Genomic DNA, 20,859 nt, shown 5'->3' on the forward strand with positions numbered 1-20,859 from the left:
GCTTATTCTCTCCTGCTTGTTGGTTCGATAAGATCTGTATATTCAGCCTCTTGCAGAGCCTGGCGGCAACGGTTTCCGCACTTGCCGAAAAAGACTTTCTCGTAAGCCGGGTGTTAGGGTATCCTGCCGCTTATGAATTCAGCCATGTCAAAACGGATCCGTGTCATCCTTGTTGAGCCGCAGAGTCCCGGAAATATCGGTATGGTGGCTCGGGCCATGGGCAATTTCGGTGTCAGCGAACTGCGCCTGGTCAATCCCTGTACCTATTTGCATCCCGAAGCGCGCAAGTTCGCCGTGCGTGCCGCACCGCTGCTCGGTAAGGCACGCGTGTTTCCCGACCTGGCTTCGGCACTGGCGGATTTGCCCATGTCGGTGGCCGCTACCCGCCGCGCTGGAAAACTACGTGGAGAGCTGCTTGATGTGGCCGATGCTGCCAGGCTGGCAGCCGGGTTGCCTGCTGTTGAGGGTGTCGGCCTGGTCTTCGGACGTGAAGATGCGGGTTTGACCAGCGATGAAGTGTCTGGTTTATTCCAGTCAAGTTTTTATCGCACCTTGCCCGACACTGGTGATTCGAGGGTCTCGACAGAGCCCAAACCTTGCTTTATCTGGGCTAAGGTGCAAGCGGGGTGCTAGATTGCTTTGCGTGAAGGTCGACGAAGTCGCCTTAATAACACGAAATGGTAGTCACCCCGCTTACACGCTGGAGTTTTTATGCCGCCTGCGCTAGTTGCGTCTGCTGATGGCTATATTCCCTCTGAGTACGCACCAGGGCCAGCATGATACCAAGCAGCTTGCGGGCGATGGCAATCAGGGCCTTGATACGGGGCATGCCCTTTTGAAGATGCCCCTGGTAAGGCTCATGCATGATGCCGCCCTTGCGAACTGTGTTGAGGGCCGCGAAAAAGAGCAGTTTACGCAGTAGCGGCCGGCCTCGCTTAGAGATGCGCCGCTGTCCTCGGTGCTTGCCGGAGCTGATTTCGAAAAGGTCCAATCCGGCATACTTGAGTAACTCTTTCTGAGTTTCGAAATGCGTAAAGTCAGCAACTTCGCCAATCAGTCCTGCCACGGTGATCGGGCCGATGCCTTTCATGGACAGAAGCAGGCGGCTATAAGGAATCTCTTCAAGATGCCGAGCCATCTCGGCTTCCAGTTGCTTCACGAAGCGCTCACAGACCTCGATCGCTTCGAGCATTGCCTGAATCTCCAGACCAAGGCCGAGGCGTCCCTCGCGAATGCCGACAGAACTTCTGGCGGCCTCGAAAAGCGCCTGGGCTTTCGCCAGTTTCAGCTTGCCGCAGCTGATACGTTTCAGAACTTGGGCCAAGGACTCTAGGCCCAGGGCCATAACGTCTTCAGGTCCCGGGTGATGCCGCAGAAGGTATTGGGCGCTTTTGCTCTTGATGTCCTTCATGACCTGGAGGAATTCGGGGAAACTGATAAACACCAGGTCGTGAAGCTGATTGAACAGTGCGGTACGCCGCTTGACCGCTCTCTCCCGAGCCTGGGTGAGCCGTCGTAGTTCCGCTGCCGCTCCCTGTGGAATTATCACGGTCAGTCCATGGCCCAGCTCAATAATGTCGGCGATCACCTTCGGATCCTTCTGGTCCGTCTTGTTCGGCGAATTGCCGCAAAGTTCCTTCACCCTCTTGGTATGCATCGGATTGACCTGCACCAGGTGCACCGGCTTGTTTTTGAGAAAATGCATCAGTGGTTCGGCATATGCTCCGGTGGATTCGAAGCCGAGAATAATTTGCTCCAGACCGTAAGCCCTCTGCGTTCGAATCAGGATGTTCCAGAAGCGGGAAAAACCTTTAAGATTGTTGGAAAAATCAAACGGTTTCACTTCGCTTCGATCAGGACAGCGGGCGTATCCGGAAAGAACGTTCTTTCCAATGTCGACCGTAGCCAAAAGGGTGTTACTGTTGACGGATTTAAGCTTTTTTGTTTGAATCTTCTTCATGGCTATACCCCTTTGTCTCTTGGATTAACCAACTTGCCGGGAGGTTGTCCAAGAAAGGGTATAGCCTTTTTATTTCAATATCCACAGGGCTTACCGCTTTCTGCAATATAGCAAGCTTTGTGCAGTCACAGCGCCACCATCGCCACCAGCGAAGACGTGGGCTCTTTGAACCTGGCTCAGGCGGTGCTGTTGTTCCTCTATGCATTCACCTGCCAAACAGGCCCGCTGGAGAATTCGGAACCGGCGGCAGGCGAACGTCCGACGCATGCCGAGCTGGAAGGACTTTTCGCCCAGATGGAACAGGTGTTGACCCGCATCGCTTTTCTCAATCCCAGTCGGCCGGCATCCGTTATGAACCGCCTGCGTCGTATGATCAATCAGACGGTCATGGACAAAGACGATATTTCCCTGCTGCGGGGTATGTGGAGCCAGCTTCAGTGGAGTATCAACGATTGGCGGGGCCGCAAGCGCGGCGGTTAGCCCCCCCTTTTTTTCATTGCGTATAAGAACACCTTTTCAAGGGGCCGCGGTCGATGGGATGCGCGGCCCTTTTTTCTGGCCCGTTCCTTGCTCTTCTATCCCTAAAGGATTGCTGCATAGTTGGATTACAGGGGGTTCATACCCTGTCAGTTTGCCAAAGGAAGGGTGCAACGTGGAAAATCTTACCGAGGAAAAGGTCACAAAACTGGGCATGGCGCCCCTTTATGTACTGTATCTGGTGGCATCGGCATATGTCGCCCCGGAAAAAATCAACGAACGGCATGTTGTGCGTGCCATGGAATACGGCCTGTCATGGCGGACCCCCTTCAGCGAAGGTATTTTTGAGCTGTTGCGTTCTCATCTGCATGAATTTTATGCAGAATTCCCTCACGAATACAACGATACCTTCAGCGAATCTCTGCGCGAGGAAATACTTTCGATCAAAGAACTGCTGACCCAATTGTCGGGGCCTGTCGAAATGCTGGATGATTATAAGTCGGCTCTATGTAAGCTTGCCGCCTTTGTCGCTGCCGGTGGAGCTTTTCGCAAGGAAATCTCGGATGCCGGAATGCAGGCGCAGGTCGACTGGATTGCCGAAGTATTTGGCTGATATTACAAGGCGACCCTTTGGCACGTCCTCGATGCCAGGTTTGCAGTAGCCAGGTTCCAGTCCATGACGATCACCGTGGAGCTCGGTGCACTGAAGCTCCATATGCGCCGGCCATCCTTCGCCACGATGCTTTGGGCTTTGCGGAAGTCCAGATTGCGATCGGCCCCCGAGCGATTGCATACCAACAGCGGCAGACCGGTATCCCGCGTACAGCGTTCCCACTCCCCGGCGGGACCATGAAAGCCGGGCGCCCAGGCGGCACTGGATATAAGCATACGGGCGCCCTGATCTTTGAGCCCCAAGGCGATGTCCGGGGAAAAGGCATCGCCGCAGATCATGAGACCCACTTTGCCGACGGGCGGCACCGGAAAAGGCGTGGCTCGGGTTCCGGGAGTTGACCAGGCTTCAGCTCCCTTGCGCAGCGCATTGATTTTGCGGTGCCGGCCAACGACCCTGCCTTCGCTGACGGCGAATACCGAATTGAAAAGGACTCCCGATTGGGGCTCCCGTTCCGGCTGCCCCAGGAAAAGCGTCATGTGCAACGCCGCCGCCTTTTGACAGAGTTGAGCCATCCATGGGTCCGGCTGCGGTTCGATCCACCCTGTGCCGATAGCGTCGGCAAAGGAGTAGCCGCAAATGCAGAGTTCCGGGGTAAGCACCCATTGCGCCCCGAGTTTTGCGGCCGCCTCCATGCCTTTTATCAGCAGGTTTCGATTGCCGCCGACATCGCCGGCAACAGGAGCAAGGTGTAAAAAGGCGATGCGAAGAATCTCCTGATCTGATGGTTTCATGTCGTATGGTCTCCTGTTATTCAAATGCCGGAGGGCTTCGTTGTTGTCGGCGTTGCGTTTTGACGCCGATGGTACATTCAAGCCCTTGCGCGACGAATTAAACAGTATACGATCCTGTGAGAAATTACCTCATCGAACTTCCAGATGTGCTAATATCTAATTATGAGCATAAAGGTAAGCATTTGTGTCTGGAAAGGATATACCATGAAAAAAATATATGAATGCGAAAAATGCGGTGTGGTGACCGATGACCGTGGGCATCTGTGTGTCCCCAAAGCTGTGGACAGTATGGACAGTTATTGCGGTAGGTCAGGGGATGATGCGCACATGTGCGACAGTATCAGGGAAAAAGCAGGCTACACCTGTGTTACCTGCGGCCGCACGGCGGAAAAGCCGGAACTGGTTTGCAATACGCTTAAACTGCACTGAAGTCGATAAAATTTCTGTATTGATAGACAAAGGGGCCAGGCTTGACGCCTGGCCCCTTTGTCGTTGCATGGCGTATGCTATTCCGTTTACCGGCTGTTGCGGATCTGGGCACTTTTCTTGCTTTTAATGAACTGTGATTGCTTTCGGTTGATTTTTTTGACGTTGGTGGCAGGTTCACGGCCTTTCGGGTGAAGCAGGGGGAGTGGTGAAAAAAATTTTGGTTGCTGAGGATTCCGGCTTTTTTGGACGTATGCTGAAAAAAAAGCTGGAGGCGGAAACGGGTGCGCAGGTTTGCTGGGCCCAAACGATGCAGGAAGCTTGTCAATTTATTGAACAAAATCCTGACGGCTTTGCCGCCGGTATCGTGAATTTCAACCTTCCGGACGCACCGGCCGGAGAGATTGTCACCAAACTGGGTGAGCGCAATATTCCGGTGATCGTTTTTACCAGCGTCGTCAATAAGCAGATCCGCGATCGCATCTGGGAAAAGAAGGTCGTGGATTACGTGTATAAGGAAGGCGCCCAGAGTCTCGATTACCTCGTTTCGCTGCTCCATCGACTGGAGCGCAACCGTAAAATTACGGTCATGGTCGTGGACGATTCCGCCATGCAGCGCGAGGTTATGGCCGACCTGCTGCGGGTGCACCGCTACCAGGTGCTGGAAGCGGGGGATGGCAACGAAGCTCTGGAGTTGATGGCCAGGCATCCGGATGTCAAACTGGTTGTCAGCGATTTCCACATGCCGCAAATGGACGGGTTCGAACTGACCCAGAATCTTCGCAAAACCCATTCTCGTGAAGAGTTGGCCATTATCGGGATTTCCGCTTTGGGCGACAATGTCATGGCGGCCCGTTTTCTCAAGTGCGGCGCCAACGATTTTATCATCAAGCAGAATTTCCTGACCGAGGAGTTTTACTGTCGCGTTTCTCAGAGCATCGAAAATCTGGAAAATATCGAGGCGATTCGCAAGGCGGCTATCACCGATTTTCTCACCGGCGTATCCAACCGGCGGTTTCTGTTCGATCATGGCGAACGTATCTACAACCAGCTGGGCGGTTCGGATAAAAACCTCTGTTGCGCCATGCTCGATATCGATCATTTCAAGAAAGTGAACGATACTTTCGGTCATCATGCCGGGGATATGACTTTGAAGCGGGTCGCCAATCTGCTGCAGGATAAACTGCCGGAATCGAGTGTCCTGGCGCGCATCGGGGGGGAAGAGTTTTGTGCTCTGGTTCCGGGCAGCAAAGAGGACGTGGTGCGGTTGTTCGAGCGTATCCGCTGCGCCATAGCCGAATTGCCGGTTTCGCTGGCTCCCGATAACGAGACGGTGCATATTACGGTCAGTATCGGGGTCTGCTCCGAGCCGGGCCGAAACCTTCTCGACATGCTCAGCCGCGCCGATGCGTATCTGTATCAGGCCAAAAAGGAAGGCCGGGATCGGGTCATATCCTGATTTTTAACGCGACTTCAGTGTCGCGCGATCGTCTTCAAGGGGATGGCATGCCTGTGTCGGTTCGGGACACGCAGGCGGGCCGTCCCCTTTTCTCATGGTACATCCTCCTTGCGGATTGCCCGGCGGAAGAGTAATCTTAACCGAAACAAACACTTCGTTACGGGCACCCTATCGAATACTGAAAAAAGGAGGCACCTTTATGTTGCGCGTCAAAAAAATGCTGGCATTCGGAATGTGTGGCATGGGCATGGTTGCGTTCATGTTTTTGGGCGTTGCCCAAGCCGGTTTCGAAGATTTTTTCAAGGGAGTCAAGGACGTCTTTACGCAAAGCGGGGATCTCAGCGACAGCGATATAACCGCAGGTCTTAAAGAGGCGTTGTCGGTCGGCACCGGAAATGCCGTGGCAGAGGTCGGCAGGGTCGGTGGTTACCTGGATAACCTGCAGATCCGGATCCCTTTGCCCGGGGGCGTGGAAAAAGCGGAAAAACTGTTGCGCCTGGCCGGCTATGGCTCACAGGTCGATGCCTTTTCCCAGAGTATGAATCGTGCTGCCGAAGCTGCCGCTCCGCATGCCAAAGAACTTTTCTGGCAGGCGATTCGCGAAATGAGCATCGACGACGCACGGCAGATCCTCGGCGGCGGTGAAACGGCGGCCACCGACTATTTCAAAAGTAAGACCAGCGGCAAATTGCAGGAAATTTTCACGCCCATCGTTCATGACTCCCTGGCCGAAGTCGGAGCGACCCGTTATTTCCAGGACCTGAACGGGAAGCTGAAAACCCTGCCCTTCGGCGAGAGTATGGGGTTTGACCTGGACAGTTATGTCACCGACGGCGCCCTTGACGGTTTGTTTTATGTGGTTGGGGAAGAAGAACGCAAAATCCGCCGGAATCCTGCCGCGCGGACTACCGATCTGCTTAAAAAAGTGTTCAGCTCGGGAAAATAACCGGTCTGTCTGCCGACGCTGATCACTTCGATACCATCGATGCCGCATACATGGCATGCGGAGTGGGGAAGGGTTGACGTCGATGGTTTGCCGGCATTGACCTTTCCCCTTGTTTTACGCTATGATCGCACTTCCATCGGGCCTGCTCGGCCCGGTTTTTTTTCATCCAAAGTACGAGGTTGCACAGTGAGTAAGAACCACCGTAAGGAAGTCGATCGCCGCCGCACGTTCGGTATCATCAGCCATCCGGACGCAGGAAAAACCACCCTGACCGAAAAATTGCTGTTGTTTGGCGGCGCGATCCAGATGGCGGGTGCGGTCAAGGCCCGTAAAGCGGCGCGTCATGCCACCAGCGACTGGATGGCCATGGAGCAGGAGCGCGGCATCTCGGTCACGTCGTCGGTCATGAAGTTCAACTATCGCGACTACGAGATCAACCTGCTCGATACGCCGGGGCATCAGGACTTCTCCGAAGACACCTACCGGGTGTTGACGGCGGTGGACAGTGCTCTGATGGTGATTGACAGCGCCAAAGGGGTCGAAACCCAGACCCGGAAGTTGATGGAAGTATGTCGCATGCGCAATACGCCCATCATGACTTTCATCAACAAACTTGACCGCGAAGGTCTTGAGCCCCTCGACCTGCTGGCGGATATAGAAGAGACCCTGCAGATCGAATGCGCGCCCCTGTCATGGCCTATCGGCATGGGCAAACGGTTCAAGGGTACCTACAACCTTTATCGCAAGCAACTGTGCCTGTTCATGGCCGGTCAGGAGACCCGTCCGCAGGATATGCTGGTGATCGAGGATCTCGACGATCCGCGGCTGGATGAATTGCTCGGCAGTCAGGCCGATCAATTGCGCGAGGATATCGAATTGCTCGAGGGCGCCGCGAATCCCTTCGAGCCCGAAGAGTACCTCAAGGGGAACCAGACGCCGGTCTTTTTCGGCAGTGCCATCAACAACTTCGGCGTGCAGGAAATGCTCGATGCGTTTGTCGAGCAGGCCCCCGTGCCGCGCCCGGCACCGACCACCACCCGCGAAATCTCCCCCTACGAAGAAGACTTCTCCGGATTTGTCTTCAAGATCCAGGCGAATATGGATCCGGCGCACCGGGACCGCATCGCATTTTTCCGCATCTGTTCGGGGACCTTCCACCGTGGCATGAAAGTTCGCCATCATCGCATCGGCAAGGATGTCAATATCGCCAACGCCACGATTTTTATGGCGCAGGACCGTGCCAATGTCGAGGAGGCTTTTCCCGGCGACATTATCGGTATCCACAACCACGGCACCATCAAGATCGGCGATACCTTTACCGACAAGGAACCCCTCAAATTTACCGGCATCCCAAGCTTCGCACCGGAGCACTTTCGCCGTGTGCGCCTGAAAAATCCCCTCAAGAGCAAGCAGCTGGAAAAAGGCTTGATCCAGTTGGCCGAGGAGGGGGCCGTCCAGCTGTTCAGGCCGCTGTTCAACACCGACTACATTCTCGGGGCGGTGGGGGTCTTGCAGTTTGATGTCATCATGTCGCGGTTGAAGAACGAATACAGCGTCGATGCCATCTACGAGGGTGTGGAATATGCCACCGCACGCTGGGTGGAGTGCGACGATCGCAAGGTGCTGGAAGAATTCGAGAAAAAATGCCAGGTTAACCTGGCCTACGATGCCGAGGGCAATCTGACCTACCTGGCTTCGAGCGAATGGCGCCTTGGGCATACCATGGAACAATGGCCTCAGGTGGTTTTCCATAAGACCCGGGAGCATAATTAGGGATCCGGTCCAAGGTTGGCAGAATCCCGGATTCCGGGAGTTCAAGCAAAACTTAAAAAGGGGGAGCGTTATCGCTCCCCCTTTTTTTGCTGTTTTTTCATCTCGCCGCAGGCCCTGTTGTCACTCCTTGTCTTCCGGCGCCTGTTTTTCCAGTTCGCCCACCTTGGCGATAAAGTCGGTCATGGATACCGCCATGCGCTCGATGAGCTTTGTCCAATGGTGAAGGTATTCGGCACCGGCGGGTGTCAGGCGATAGAGACGGCGGGCCGGTCCGGCTCCGGAAACATCCCAGTCGCTGGTGACATACGCCGCGGCTTCAAGTTGCCGCAGTGCGCGGTACAGGGCGCCGCGATCGATGACGGTCTCGCCGATGGCGTGTTCCGGCAGTTCCCCGGCCAATTGGTAGCCATGGGCCTGACCGGATTTTTTCAGCAGATAAAGCAGCACCGGTTCAATGAAGCGGGGCAGATTGCCGAAACCGCCTTGGGGTTGTCCCCAGCCGTGGCGACAGGGTCCTTTTCCGCGGGGCATGCACGTTCCTTTCTGATGAATGAATAGGGCAAGAAGGTCAAAGATTAGCCGAAATGGCAGGCAATTGCAAGCTTGGGACGGGCCTGGCAAGGTTTCGCCGATCTCGGTTTCGGTTCGGATCCGCAGGTGTGCTTGCGGAACATGACGGCGTGTTTTGCGTCCGTATCCGTTGAAGGGATTTTCAGGTTAAAATTCCCCCATTTGGGGGATGGTTTAAATCTTATTATTTGTGTAGGTTAATGGGTCGTTGTTTGCCGTTCATTGGTTGCGTACTGTTTGAACGCATTTTTATCCATGGAGGAGGTTTTTCGTGAAGATTCGATCCATTCAACTGAAAATCACCCTGTTTGCCGGGTTTTGCCTGGTTCTTACCGCTGGAATCATTATTCTGAATTCCGCCATGACGGTTCGCCAGCAGGCCATGCGTGTCGCGGAAGGCCACGCTCAGGCCGCCGCTGAAAAATATGCGGGCGATATTCTTTCCAGGTTTGAAGAGGCCCATGCGCTGACCCACGACATGGCCGCCATTTTGGGCGCGACAAAGAGCAAAACGGCACCAATTCAACTGGAACGCGTCGAAGTGCAGGCTCTGTTGCGGCAAGCCTTCCTGCAAAACCCGCAGTTTTTTGCCGGCGGGATGGCATGGGAGCCGAATGCCTTTGACGGCAGGGATGCAGAGTTCGCCGGCAATGGGATCTATGATGCGTCGGGGCGTATGATCTCCTATTGGTATCAGGACGGTACCAACGGCGTCACTTATGACATTCTGGTGGACTACGATAATGAAGAGGCGGGGACTTGGTATTTTTTGCCCAGGAAATTGCACCATGAAATCCTCACCGAGCCGTATTCTTATCCTGTCGCCGGCACCGAAGTTCTTATGTCGACGGTGGCTTCTCCCATTATGGTGGACGGTCAATTTTACGGGGTGACAACCGTCGATTTCACCCTTGGATTCCTACAGCAGCTGGCGGATGACAACGCGATTTTCAATGGTGCCGGCAAGATCGCCATTATCACCCATGGAGGCACGGTGGCGGGCATGACCGGCCATCCCGAAGCCGGGGGCAAAGCCTGGGCCGAGAGGGATGCCATGGGGGCCTCCTATTACGACCGGTTGATTAAGGGAGAGACGGTTCTCGATTGGAGTAAGCGGGGCCTGGAGGTGTTTATACCCCTGAACCTGGGCAAGACTGGGACACCCTGGTGGGTGCATGTCATGGTCCCTCGCGACGTGGCGCTGGCGAACGTAACCTCTGTCATGTGGCATGAGATCGGCATGGGGTCGATATGCATTGTGGTGGCCTTGTTGTTGCTCTGGGGGATTGCCCGCGGTCTCGCCGGGCCGATCCGCAAGGGTGCGGACATGGCACGGGAAATCGCCCGGGGTGACCTTTCGCAGCGCCTGGTGCTCAAGCAGCGGGATGAAGTCGGGGTACTCGCAGCGGCCCTGAACGATATGGCCGTATCCCTGCAACAAAAGGCGGAAATGGCCGAGACGATTTCCCAGGGCAACCTGAATATCGACGTGCCGCTGGCGTCGGAGAAAGATCAGCTTGGCAAAGCGCTGCAGCGGATGACCGGCAACCTCAATGCTTTGCTGGCTCAGGTACAGATGACCGGGGAGCAGGTCATGGTGGGGACAACCCAGATTTCCGAGGCCAGTGCGTCTCTTTCGCAAGGCGCTACGGAATCGGCCGCCTCCATGGAAGAGATTGCGGCCTCCATGACCCAGCTCACCACCCAGACAACCAACAATGCCGACAATGCCGAGCAAGCCAAAAAACTGTCCCTGAGAAGCAAACAGGGAGCGGTGCAGGGAGATGCCCTGATGGCGGATATGGTGCATGCCATGGCCGAAATCGAGCATTCCGGCAAGGGCATTTCCAAAATCATCAAGGTCATCGACGATATCGCTTTTCAGACCAACCTTCTTGCCTTGAATGCCGCTGTTGAAGCGGCCCGGGCCGGACAGCACGGTAAGGGCTTTGCGGTTGTCGCCGAGGAGGTGCGAAGCCTGGCGGCGCGTAGCGCCAGAGCGGCCCACGAAACATCGGATTTAATCGAAAATTCGGTTGTTAAAACCCATAATGGTGCCGAAATCGCGCGTAAAACCGCCGATGCTCTTGCCGAAATTGTCGCCGCTACGACCAAGGTGTCCGATCTGGTGGCTGAAATTTCAGCATCGTCCCAAGAACAGTCGCGTGGTCTGCAGGAGATCAATAACGGGTTGGGGCAGATCGAGCAGGTAACGCAGCAGAACACGGCATATGCCGAAGAAACGGCGGCATCGACGGAGGAACTTTCCAGCCAGGTGGTTGAGCTGAATCGCATGCTGGAACAGTTCAAGCTTAAAGAGGAAGGGGCCGGTGGCCATCTGGATATGGCAAGGCCTACCGAAACCCCGGCTTTGCCTGGAGGTGCCGCATAGTTCCTTTCCACGGCGTGTGTCGCATCTTCGATTCCGTATCCTTGGAAACCAGATGCGGGGGCGCGTCTCTGAACCTCAAAGGCCATCTCAAGCGAGATGGCCTTTTTTGCGGAGTTGTTTGCAGAAAAAAATGTAGGATCGGAAGCCTCGTTTTTGTTATGTTTTGAGGCGCGTATCAGCATTGCTGGATGTTTAGCGATGAGTCCACGATCGTTGTGATGCCGGATAAGGCCTACCTGTGCCTATCCGACCCGTAAATTCAGGAGAAATTCAAGATGGCGACAAATCATGGCCTGCGTTCGCGCAGGATTCGTATTAAAGAGATACTGCCCTCATCGCAGCCGATGTCAGCGTTGTGTGTATGTGGCTGGGTGCGTAGCGTACGACGCGGTAAGGAGGTCACCTTCATCGCTCTGAACGACGGTTCGTGTATGGCCAATTTGCAGGTGGTGCTGACCCCCGAGGTGGACGGTTTCGCAACGGTATCACGTTGCGGAACCGGAGCCGCCATGCAGGTGGAGGGCGAACTGATAGCTTCGCCCGCCGCCGGGCAGGAGTGGGAACTGCACGCCCGACAGGTGAAAATCCTCGGGGATACCGACAGTGACTATCCCCTTCAGAAAAAGCGCCATAGTTTCGAGTTCCTGCGTTCCATCGCGCATCTGCGTCCGCGCGCCAACACCTTTGGTGCGGTTTTCCGCATGCGCAGCGCCTTGTCGTTCGCCATCCACCGCTTTTTCCGTGAACGCGGTTTCCTCTATGTGCATACCCCCATCATTACCGCCAACGACTGCGAGGGGGCGGGGGAAATGTTTCGCGTCAGTACCCTGCCGGCGGATCGGCCGCCCCTGACGGAGGGGAAAATCGATTGGCGGCAGGACTTTTTCGGCGAAAAGACCGGTTTAACCGTCAGCGGTCAGCTGCAGGGGGAATTGTTCGCGACGGCCTTTTCCGATATCTACACGTTTGGGCCTACTTTTCGTGCCGAGAATTCCCATACCAGTCGCCATGCCGCCGAATTCTGGATGATCGAACCGGAGATCGCTTTTGCGGATCTGGCCGACGATTGCGCCCTGGCTGAGGAGTTTCTGCGTTATCTGGTGCGCTTTGCCCTGGACGAATGCGGCGAAGATCTGGCCTTTTTCAATCAACGGATCGAGCCCGGTCTGATCGACAAACTCGAAACACTGGCCCGCGCCGATTTTTCCGTCATGACCTACAGCGAGGCGATCAGGCGCCTGCAGCAGGCGCCCGTCGATTTCGAGTATCCGGTGGCCTGGGGCGCGGATCTGCAGTCCGAGCACGAACGCTACCTGACCGAGCAGGTGGTCGGAGGACCTTTGTTCGTGACCGACTATCCGGCCGATATCAAGGCGTTTTACATGCGTCTGAACGATGACGGTCGTACCGTGGCGGCCATGGATCTGCTGGTGCCGCGGGTCGGAGAGATTATCGGCGGCAGCCAGCGCGAAGAGCGTCTCGACGTGTTGATGGGCAAAATGAACTCCGTCGGCATCGAGGCGCAGCATCTCGACTGGTATCTCGACACCCGCCGCTGGGGCAGTTGCCCCCATGCCGGTTTCGGACTTGGTTTCGAGCGTCTGTTGATGTATGTCACCGGTATGGAAAATATTCGCGATGTGATTCCGTTTCCGCGGACACCGGGACATGCTCGTTTTTGATCATGGCACAATCCCGCAGGGACCGGTTGCAACGAACCTCTGCGGTTAAACGATTTTACCGTTGGAAGGAAAAAGACAATGGTGGAGTACAAGGTGGTGGAAACCAGTGTGGTAACGGATGAAACCCTTGAGGAAATCCTCAATGCGTGGACCGCGAAAGGCTGGCATTACGACGGCATGCAGTTCGCCATGACCGAAGCCAGCAAGCGGCCGGCTATGGCGTTTGTGCTTTTTACCCGGGCGTTGGCGAAAGACTCCTGAGACGTCAGTCGTCCCAGTCTTCCTCGTCACGATAGATGATGGTTTTTTTCGGATCCGAAGACGGCGTCGCTCCGCAGAATTCACATGCCGGTTCCACCGGCTCATCGTCAAGTATTTCTTCGCAGGTCAGCTCGATCGGTTGGCCGGTGCAGGTGCAGTACCATTTGCGATAGACGGTCATGGTGCCTCCTTATCGCCAGGCGTTTCGATTCCCCGTACATCTCTATCGTACAATTAACTATAGCAGAAAGGTAAAACTTCGCGGGACGCGAAAATCGAAAAGCGGGTGATTGGTGATTCGTGATTGGTCATTAGATTACCGCCTGTTTTTGTGTAGGGAGGGTTTTCTCCCCTTGTGACGATGCCGGAGCAACGGAGACGGTGGGCGCAACCCCGCGGTGTTGTGATTCTAAGGCAGAGAGCCGGAAAACAGCCTTCTTCCCGGCTCTCTGAACGTAGTGTTAATATACCAACCCGGTCTTTTTGCGCACCTTGCGCAAGATTTTGGAAGCGGCATAGCGGGCTTTCTGCGCACCCTCGGCGAGAATCTTGCGCAGCTGCTCCTTGTCGGCGAGCAGTTCCTCGCGGCGGCGTGTATAGGGTGCGAAGAAGTCGCGTACCGTTTCGAACAATTCCTGCTTGACCTCGCCATAGCCCAGCCCGCCGGCCAGGTAGCGCTGGCGCAGGGCTTGTTCCTGCTGTTTGTCCAGAAACAGCCGATAGATCTGGAAAACGTTGCATGTGTCCGGATTTTTGGGGTCCTCGACGGGGGTGGGATCGGTGACGATGCGCATCACCTGCTTGCGCAGGGCTTTGTCGTCGAGGAACAGGTCGATGGTGTTTTTGTAGCTTTTGCTCATCTTCTGTCCGTCGAGACCGGGGATGGTGGCGAGTTCGTCGTCGATGTCCGGCTCGGGGATGACCATCACGTCACCGTATTGATTGTTGAACTTGATGGCGATGTCGCGGGCAACTTCCAGATGTTGTTTCTGATCCTTGCCGACCGGCACCAGTTCCCCGCCGAACAGCAGGATATCGGCCGCCATCAGCACCGGGTAGGCAAATAGCCCGTGATTGGGGGCGATGCCCTTGGCGACCTTGTCTTTGTAGCTGTGACAGCGTTCCAGCAGTCCCATGGGGGTGAAGTTGGACAGCGCCCAGGTCAATTCCTGTACTTCCGGGACGTCGGATTGCACCCAGAAGACGCTCTTCTCGGGATCGAGCCCCAGGGCCAGGAAATTGGCGGCGGCTTCCAAAGTGCCTTTGGCCAGCGCCTTACCGTCGGTGACACTGGTCATGGCGTGATAGTTGGCGATGAAGCAGAACAGTTCATGATGCTCCTGGTAGTCGACCATCTTTTTCATCATGCCGAAATAGTTGCCCAGGTGCAAAGAGCCGGAAGGCTGAATGCCGGAAAGAACGCGCATGGGGGGTACCTCATTGGTTGGGAAGAAGGCAGGTGCTTTGGCGAAATTGGGGCGGGGCACGACTGGTGCCGGCTTCCGGTTTTCGCTGTGAAGCCCTGCTGGTTCTGGTCAATAAAAAAAGCCGCGGTCGTATGGCCGCGGCTTTTGCTTGTTTATTCCCCGCGGACCGGCTGGTCCGCGACGCTCGTTACCGAAGGCAGGCGCGCGAACCGAAAGAAGAATCGGTCCAGCGCCACCAAAGGCGGTTCGTCAGATTTTGCTGTACGGTTAAGGTATGCATAGCCAGCCAAAACTAACAGGTTGTCGCTTCATCGTCAACGGTGAAAATCACCTGTTGGTCTGCTGAGCCCCCATGGCACCGGCGAGTTGCAGCAGCTGGGACAGTTCGATGCCGCTGTCCTTCAGGATGTTCATGAAAACGGGAAACAGTTGCAGCAAAAAGCTGCTGTCCTGCATGGCGTCTTTGGCCAGTCCCGGCAGGGTCTCGAGGATAAAGGTCTTTTTTTCTTCCGGGCTCAGGCCGTTAACGGCCTGTTTGATTTGGTCGACGGTCATGTCCGGTACGACTCCTTACTACTGATGGAAAGTGGCTAACGTTTCTCCGGAGATCTTGCATCTTATCCGAAGGCGACTTGGTAAACATCCCGGTAGTCCCCGGCGAAATGTACGCTCAGGTTTTCCCGCAGATGGTCGGGGAGTTCCTCGAAATCCTTGCGGTTGGCTTCCGGAAGGATCACGGTGGTCAGCCCGATACGTTTAACGGCAATGATTTTTTCCTTTACGCCGCCGATGGGCAATACCTTGCCGGTCAGGGTCAGCTCGCCGGTCATGCCGAGCTTTTTAATCACCGGTTTGCCGGTGATCATCGACAGCAGGGCGGTGGCCATGGTGACGCCGGCAGACGGGCCGTCCTTGGGGGTGGCGCCGGCCGGTACGTGCAAATGCACGAAATGCTTGTCGAAAAATTCGGGATCGGCGCCGTACTCCTCGAGATGGGCCATCACATAAGAATAGGCGATGTCGGAACTTTCGACCATGACTTTGCCGAGCTGACCGGTCTGTTTGAAGCCCTTGTTTCTGCTGGGCATGGCGGTCGCTTCGATCTGCAGCGTGGCACCGCCCATACTGGTCCAGGCCAGGCCCGTGACCACGCCCGGTACATCCTCGAAAACCTCTTCTTCGGTAAAAATAGGTTTGCCCAGAATAGCCGCCACATCCTTCTTGGAGACGGTGATCTTGTCGGTGCGGCCCTGGGAAAATTCCATGGCGGCATGGCGCATGATCTTTTTGATGCGGTTTTCCAGGTTGCGCACCCCGGCTTCGCGGGCGTAACCGTCGATAATGGCGCGCAGGGCATCCTTGCGGATGGTCACCTGGCCTTTTTTCAGGCCATGGTTTTCAAGCGCCTTGGGGATCAGGTAGCGCCGGGCGATTTCCAGCTTTTCCTCAAGGATGTAGCCGGCCAGGCGGATGATTTCCATACGGTCCAACAACGGCGCCGGAATGGTGTCGAGCTGGTTGGCCGTGGCCACGAACAGCACGTTGGACAGATCGAAGGGCACGTCCAGATAATGGTCGCGGAAGCTGCTGTTCTGTTCCGGGTCGAGCACCTCGAGCAGAGCCGAGGCCGGATCGCCCTGGAAGGAGGCACCGACCTTGTCGATCTCGTCGAGCATCAGCACCGGGTTGGCGGTGCCGGCGCTCTTCATGGCCTGAATGAAACGGCCCGGCATGGCGCCGATGTAGGTGCGGCGATGCCCCTTGATCTCGGCCTCGTCACGCATGCCGCCGAGGGAGAAACGGTAGAAGGTACGGTTCAGGGCCGCGGCGATGCTTTTGCCGATGGATGTCTTGCCGACCCCCGGAGGGCCGACCAGGCACAGAATCGAACCGGAAATATCGCCTTTGAGCATGCCGACGGCGATGAACTCGAGAATCCGATCCTTGACATCCTTGAGACCGTAATGGTCGCGGTCGAGAACCCGCCGGGCGCGTTCGATATTGTAGTTATCTTTACTGAACTTACCCCAGGGCAGGATGGTCAGCCAGTCGAGGTAGTTGCGCGATACGTTGTATTCCGGCGAGGAAGGCTCGATGAGACGGAGTTTTTCGATCTCCTCGTCGATGGTTTTTTGGGCTTCTTCGCTGAGGGTCAGGTTTTTGAGGCGCTTCTGGTACTTTTCGATTTCGCTGACCTTGCCCTCTTTTTCCAGGCCGAGTTCCTTTTTGATGGCCTTGAGCTGTTCGCGCAGGAAAAATTCCCGTTGCTGGGCACTGACCTTCTGCTCGATCTGCTTGGAGATTTTGGTCTGAAGTCGCGATACTTCCAGTTCCTTTTTCAGCAGCACCAACACTTTGTCGATGCGATTGCGCACATCGATGGTTTCGAGGATCTCCTGCAGCAACTGTCCGTCGCCCGAGGTCAGGTTGGCGGCGAAATCGGTCAGGCGCCCGGGATCGTCCATGCTCTGGCGATTGAGGAACATTTTGATCTCTTCGCTGTATAGCGGATTGATCTGAACCAGTTCTTTCAGGGTGGTGATGATGGCCATGGAGTAGGCCTTCAGTTCCGGATTGACGGAAAGCTCGGTGGCGTAATGGTAGTCGACCCGGGCGAACAGGCCCTCCTCGGACTCGGTCAGTTCGCGAATGGAGAAACGTTCCAGACAATTGACCAGCAGGTGGATGCTGTCATCATCGGTGTGCAGCACTTTCATGACGCGGCCAACCACACCGAAGCGGTGCAGGTTCTCCAGACTGTCAGGCTCATCGACCTCTTTGGCCAGTACCAGTCCCATCATTTTGGAGGGTGTATCCACGGCACGCTTGGCCAGGGCGACATGCTTTTCCCCGGTAAAGACCATCGGGGTCAGGATGCCGGGAAAAGCCGGACGGGGGCGCAAGGGAATGATCGGCAGGGTGCTTGGCAGCACATCCGTAGCCACCACCAGCCCTTCTTTGGCGTCTTCCGCGATGTCGGCGTCGTCCGGATCCTCCGGGTTGAAATCGGCCTCTATGATTTTCTCAGGGTCTTCGTTTGTTTTGTCCCGGTCGTCAGTCATGGTGAGGTCTCCTTGTGGGTGCGGGATATACAAGGCAACCTAATCATTTAATCAGCGGTTGTCAACCGTCGCAGAGCCTGGCATCTCCGACGCTGGTGACAGGTCTGTTTTGTCGGGAATGCCGCAGGTAAGATCTTTTTGAAAGGTTTTAAAATAAGCAGCTGTAATTGATGAGAGAATATTTGGGCTTGGGCAAAAGGCTAGAGGCAAAGAATCGGATTTTTTCTGCTGTCGTATCTGCCTATGCCGTGATTGCTTTTTGAGTGCGCGTGGGATAATGTTGGACACTGTATCGTATTGAAATTCATGCCATTCGTTTTGAAGGATTAGATCTTATGACCGACCAGGCCCAGCGCATTTATCTTATCGATGGTTCTTCCTACATCTATCGGGCATATTACGCCATCCGCCAGCTGTCCAATTCCAAAGGGCTTGCGACCAATGCCGTGTACGGGTTTACCAACATGTTGCTCAAGGTGGTGCGCGACGAGCAGCCCGATCACCTGGCGGTGATTTTCGATGCCAAGGGGCCGACCTTTCGTAAGGAAATTTATCCCGAATACAAGGCCAACCGTTCTGCCATGCCTGAAGATCTGCGCCCGCAGATCCCGGTTATCAAGGAACTGGTGAAGGCTTTTAACATGCCGGCTCTGGAACTTGAAGGTTACGAGGCGGACGATATCATCGCCACCCTGGCACGGCGCTTCGCCGAGCGGGGCATGGCGGTTACCGTGGTAACCGGCGACAAGGATTTGATGCAGGTTGTCAGCGAGCGGGTGCGGCTGCTCGATACCATGAAAGATCAGGTCGTCGGTCTGGCTGAAGTGGCCGAGCGTTTTGGCGGTACTCCCGATAAGGTGGTGGAGGTGCAGGCCCTGGCCGGCGACAGTTCGGACAATGTGCCGGGAGTGCCGGGAATCGGTGAAAAAACCGCGCGTACCCTGATCGCGCAATTCGGCACGCTGGAAAATCTGCTGGCCAATATCGATCAGGTGTCGGGTAAAAAGCGCCAGGAAAACCTGCGCCAGTTCGGTGAACAGGCCCGTTTGTCCAAAAAGCTGGTTAGCCTGGTGGACGATCTTTCGCTTGACGTCGATTACGACAACTTTGACCTTAGCGAACCGAACCACGAGGCTCTTACCCATCTGTTCAAGGAACTGGAGTTTCACAAGTTGCTGCAGGAATTCTCCAGCGACGAGAGGGCCAGCGGCGAGCATTACCAGACGGTGGTTACGGAAGACCAGCTCGATGATCTGATTCATGCCTTGAAAAAGGCCGGCCGCTTCGCGTTCGACACGGAGACCACCAGTCTTGTCGCCACGCGTGCCGACCTGGTCGGGATATCCTTTGCGATCAAGCCCGGTGAAGGCTGGTATCTGCCGGTGGGGCACCGCTATCTGGGGGTACCGGAGCAACTGGATCGGGCGTTGGTGATCGATAAATTGCGACCGCTGATGGCGGATACGCAGTTGGCCAAAATCGCGCAGAACGCCAAGTACGACCTGCTGGTGTTGCGCCGTGCCGGGCTGGAAGTGGCGGGGTTGAGCTGCGATACCATGCTGGCTTCCTATCTGGCCAACCCGGCGGCCAAATCCCACGGTCTCGACACCCTGGCTTCGGAGCTGCTCGGCTATCGCACCATCGGTTACACCGAGGTGACGGGCAAGGGCAAAAAACAGATCGGCTTCGAAGAAGTCGAGATCGAAAAGGCCACGGTTTATGCCACCGAAGATGCCGACATCACCCTGCGGCTGGCCGATAAGCTGGAACCGCAGCTGGCGGAAACGGGTCAGGGCGAATTGTTTCGAACAGTGGAACTGCCGCTGGTGACGGTACTGAGCGATATGGAGTGGCAAGGCGTGCGCATCGATGCCGACTTTCTCAAGGGATTGTCGGCGGATATGAAGACGCGACTGGCGACGCTGGAGGGGGAAATTCACGAACTTTCCGGTCGGTCGTTCAACGTGGCGTCCCCCAAGCAGCTCGGCGAGGTGTTGTTCGAGCACCTGAAGTTGCCGCGCGGTAAAAAGACCAAGACCGGCTGGTCTACCGATGTCGAAGTCCTGACCAACCTTGCTGAAGAACATCCGATCGCCGCCAGGGTGCTCGATTATCGCTCGGTGGCCAAGCTCAAAAGCACTTATTGCGATGCGCTACCCAAGCTGATTCATCCCGATACCGGGCGGATCCATACCTCTTTCAATCAGGCGGTAACGGCAACCGGACGCCTTTCTTCGAGCGATCCGAATCTGCAGAATATACCCATCCGTACAGAGGAGGGGCGCCGTATTCGCGAAGCCTTTGTGCCGGCCGAGGGAAATCTGCTGCTGGCGGCGGACTATTCCCAGGTGGAATTACGGATTCTGGCACACATGGCTGACGAGCCGGCTCTCAAGGAGAGTTTCGCGCATGGCGAAGACATTCATGCGCGCACCGCAAGCGAGATCTTCGGTGTGTTTCTGGAGCTTGTCACGCCGGAAATGCGCCGCCAGGCCAAAACCATCAATTTCGGTGTGCTTTACGGCATGAGCGCCTTCGGCCTGGCCAAATCCCTCGGCATCGCGCGCAAGGAAGCCCAGACCTATATCGACAATTATTTTGCCCGTTACCCCAAGGTGCTGGAATTCATGGAGGCCAAAAAGGCCGAAGCGCGGGAAAAGCAATATGTCACGACCCTTCTCGGAAGGCGTTGCGCCGTACCGGAGATCGCCAGTAAAAACGGCGCGGTCCGCGGTTATGCCGAACGCAATGCCATCAACTATCCGATTCAGGGCTCGGCGGCCGACATCATCAAGGTGGCCATGCTGCGCATTCACGAACGCCTGAAGGCCGAAAAACTGGAGACCAAGATGGTGCTTCAGGTGCATGACGAACTGGTGTTCGATATGCCTGCCGCAGAACAGGCCGCCGTGGAAAACCTGGTGCGGGAGCAGATGGAACACGCCTTTGAGCTCGATGTGCCGCTGTTGGTCGATATGGGCGTCGGGCGTAACTGGCGCGAGGCGCACTGATCGCTATAT

18 protein-coding genes are annotated in these 20,859 nt (G+C 55.9%); 11 read left to right on the forward strand and 7 right to left on the reverse strand.

The window, feature by feature from the left end; all coding sequences use genetic code 11:
• Positions 1-144: 144 nt before the first annotated feature.
• Positions 145-633 (forward strand): RNA methyltransferase, encoded by a 489-nt coding sequence (locus PCAR_RS03625; RefSeq protein WP_052643316.1) that lies wholly within the window; start codon positions 145-147, stop codon positions 631-633.
• Positions 634-709: 76 nt separating this feature from the next.
• Here PCAR_RS03625 and PCAR_RS03630 read toward each other — a convergent pair whose 3' ends face one another.
• Positions 710-1,960, reverse strand: a complete 1,251-nt coding sequence (locus tag PCAR_RS03630; protein ID WP_011339727.1) for an IS110 family transposase — start codon at positions 1,958-1,960, stop codon at positions 710-712.
• A 117-nt stretch (positions 1,961-2,077) separates the two neighbouring features.
• Here PCAR_RS03630 and PCAR_RS03635 point away from each other — a divergent pair, with 117 nt between their 5' ends.
• Positions 2,078-2,440 (forward strand): hypothetical protein, encoded by a 363-nt coding sequence (locus PCAR_RS03635; protein ID WP_052643318.1) that lies wholly within the window; start codon positions 2,078-2,080, stop codon positions 2,438-2,440.
• A 172-nt stretch (positions 2,441-2,612) separates the two neighbouring features.
• Positions 2,613-3,050 (forward strand): hypothetical protein, encoded by a 438-nt coding sequence (locus tag PCAR_RS03640; RefSeq protein WP_041531242.1) that lies wholly within the window; start codon positions 2,613-2,615, stop codon positions 3,048-3,050.
• A 2-nt stretch (positions 3,051-3,052) separates the two neighbouring features.
• Here the strand turns inward: PCAR_RS03640 and PCAR_RS03645 are convergent, their stop codons facing one another.
• On the reverse strand, positions 3,053-3,841 hold the full coding sequence (locus PCAR_RS03645; protein WP_011340279.1) for a carbon-nitrogen hydrolase family protein: 789 nt from the start codon (positions 3,839-3,841) through the stop codon (positions 3,053-3,055).
• Positions 3,842-4,045: 204 nt separating this feature from the next.
• Here PCAR_RS03645 and PCAR_RS03650 point away from each other — a divergent pair, with 204 nt between their 5' ends.
• From PCAR_RS03650 to PCAR_RS03665, 4 genes are all read left to right on the forward strand, one after another.
• Positions 4,046-4,270, forward strand: a complete 225-nt coding sequence (locus PCAR_RS03650; protein WP_041531243.1) for a hypothetical protein — start codon at positions 4,046-4,048, stop codon at positions 4,268-4,270.
• Positions 4,271-4,475: 205 nt separating this feature from the next.
• Entirely contained in the window at positions 4,476-5,726 is a 1,251-nt protein-coding gene (locus tag PCAR_RS03655) for a diguanylate cyclase (RefSeq protein WP_041531244.1), read from the forward strand.
• 199 nt (positions 5,727-5,925) lie between these two features.
• A complete protein-coding gene (locus tag PCAR_RS03660) occupies positions 5,926-6,672 on the forward strand; it encodes a DUF4197 domain-containing protein (RefSeq protein ID WP_011340282.1) in 747 nt (248 codons plus the stop codon).
• Between the two features lie 186 nt (positions 6,673-6,858).
• The gene (locus tag PCAR_RS03665) at positions 6,859-8,445 is read left to right on the forward strand and encodes a peptide chain release factor 3 (RefSeq protein ID WP_011340283.1); all 1,587 of its coding nucleotides are present in this window, start codon (positions 6,859-6,861) and stop codon (positions 8,443-8,445) included.
• A gap of 120 nt (positions 8,446-8,565) precedes the next feature.
• Here the strand turns inward: PCAR_RS03665 and PCAR_RS03670 are convergent, their stop codons facing one another.
• Positions 8,566-8,976: a PadR family transcriptional regulator gene (locus PCAR_RS03670; RefSeq protein ID WP_011340284.1), complete on the reverse strand. Its 411-nt coding sequence runs from the start codon at positions 8,974-8,976 to the stop codon at positions 8,566-8,568.
• A gap of 310 nt (positions 8,977-9,286) precedes the next feature.
• Between PCAR_RS03670 and PCAR_RS18990 the strand changes: the two genes are divergently transcribed.
• The 3 genes from PCAR_RS18990 (at position 9,287) to PCAR_RS03685 (ending at position 13,350) form a co-directional block, all read left to right on the forward strand.
• On the forward strand, positions 9,287-11,407 hold the full coding sequence (locus PCAR_RS18990) for a methyl-accepting chemotaxis protein (protein WP_011340285.1): 2,121 nt from the start codon (positions 9,287-9,289) through the stop codon (positions 11,405-11,407).
• A gap of 275 nt (positions 11,408-11,682) precedes the next feature.
• A complete protein-coding gene (gene asnS, locus PCAR_RS03680; RefSeq protein WP_011340286.1) occupies positions 11,683-13,089 on the forward strand; it encodes an asparagine--tRNA ligase in 1,407 nt (468 codons plus the stop codon).
• A 78-nt stretch (positions 13,090-13,167) separates the two neighbouring features.
• On the forward strand, positions 13,168-13,350 hold the full coding sequence (locus tag PCAR_RS03685) for a hypothetical protein (protein ID WP_011340287.1): 183 nt from the start codon (positions 13,168-13,170) through the stop codon (positions 13,348-13,350).
• 4 nt (positions 13,351-13,354) lie between these two features.
• Here PCAR_RS03685 and PCAR_RS18750 read toward each other — a convergent pair whose 3' ends face one another.
• The 4 genes from PCAR_RS18750 to lon form a co-directional block, all read right to left on the reverse strand.
• Positions 13,355-13,531: a hypothetical protein gene (locus PCAR_RS18750; RefSeq protein ID WP_011340288.1), complete on the reverse strand. Its 177-nt coding sequence runs from the start codon at positions 13,529-13,531 to the stop codon at positions 13,355-13,357.
• 280 nt (positions 13,532-13,811) lie between these two features.
• Entirely contained in the window at positions 13,812-14,777 is a 966-nt protein-coding gene (gene trpS, locus PCAR_RS03690) for a tryptophan--tRNA ligase (RefSeq protein WP_011340289.1), read from the reverse strand.
• Positions 14,778-15,104: 327 nt separating this feature from the next.
• Positions 15,105-15,332, reverse strand: coding sequence for a hypothetical protein (locus PCAR_RS03700; protein ID WP_011340290.1), 228 nt, complete (start codon positions 15,330-15,332; stop codon positions 15,105-15,107).
• Between the two features lie 62 nt (positions 15,333-15,394).
• Entirely contained in the window at positions 15,395-17,839 is a 2,445-nt protein-coding gene (lon, locus tag PCAR_RS03705; protein ID WP_011340291.1) for an endopeptidase La, read from the reverse strand.
• Between the two features lie 335 nt (positions 17,840-18,174).
• Here lon and polA point away from each other — a divergent pair, with 335 nt between their 5' ends.
• Positions 18,175-20,850 (forward strand): DNA polymerase I, encoded by a 2,676-nt coding sequence (gene polA, locus PCAR_RS03710; RefSeq protein WP_011340292.1) that lies wholly within the window; start codon positions 18,175-18,177, stop codon positions 20,848-20,850.
• Positions 20,851-20,859 lie beyond the last annotated feature (9 nt).

This window comes from Syntrophotalea carbinolica DSM 2380 (assembly GCF_000012885.1).
In the GTDB taxonomy this organism is placed as follows: Bacteria; Desulfobacterota; Desulfuromonadia; order Desulfuromonadales; family Syntrophotaleaceae; genus Syntrophotalea; species Syntrophotalea carbinolica.

Bases quoted from the DNA above. Each gene is read 5' to 3' on its own strand.
- PCAR_RS03625 (WP_052643316.1), top strand. From the start codon at position 145: ATGTCAAAACGGATCCGTGTCATCCTTGTTGAGCCGCAGAGTCCCGGA.
- PCAR_RS03630 (WP_011339727.1), bottom strand. From the start codon at position 1,960: ATGAAGAAGATTCAAACAAAAAAGCTTAAATCCGTCAACAGTAACACC.
- PCAR_RS03645 (WP_011340279.1), bottom strand. From the start codon at position 3,841: ATGAAACCATCAGATCAGGAGATTCTTCGCATCGCCTTTTTACACCTT.
- PCAR_RS03650 (WP_041531243.1), top strand. From the start codon at position 4,046: ATGAAAAAAATATATGAATGCGAAAAATGCGGTGTGGTGACCGATGAC.
- PCAR_RS03660 (WP_011340282.1), top strand. From the start codon at position 5,926: ATGTTGCGCGTCAAAAAAATGCTGGCATTCGGAATGTGTGGCATGGGC.
- PCAR_RS03670 (WP_011340284.1), bottom strand. From the start codon at position 8,976: ATGCCCCGCGGAAAAGGACCCTGTCGCCACGGCTGGGGACAACCCCAA.
- asnS (WP_011340286.1), top strand. From the start codon at position 11,683: ATGGCGACAAATCATGGCCTGCGTTCGCGCAGGATTCGTATTAAAGAG.
- PCAR_RS03685 (WP_011340287.1), top strand. From the start codon at position 13,168: ATGGTGGAGTACAAGGTGGTGGAAACCAGTGTGGTAACGGATGAAACC.
- PCAR_RS18750 (WP_011340288.1), bottom strand. From the start codon at position 13,531: ATGACCGTCTATCGCAAATGGTACTGCACCTGCACCGGCCAACCGATC.
- trpS (WP_011340289.1), bottom strand. From the start codon at position 14,777: ATGCGCGTTCTTTCCGGCATTCAGCCTTCCGGCTCTTTGCACCTGGGC.
- PCAR_RS03700 (WP_011340290.1), bottom strand. From the start codon at position 15,332: ATGACCGTCGACCAAATCAAACAGGCCGTTAACGGCCTGAGCCCGGAA.
- lon (WP_011340291.1), bottom strand. From the start codon at position 17,839: ATGACTGACGACCGGGACAAAACAAACGAAGACCCTGAGAAAATCATA.
- polA (WP_011340292.1), top strand. From the start codon at position 18,175: ATGACCGACCAGGCCCAGCGCATTTATCTTATCGATGGTTCTTCCTAC.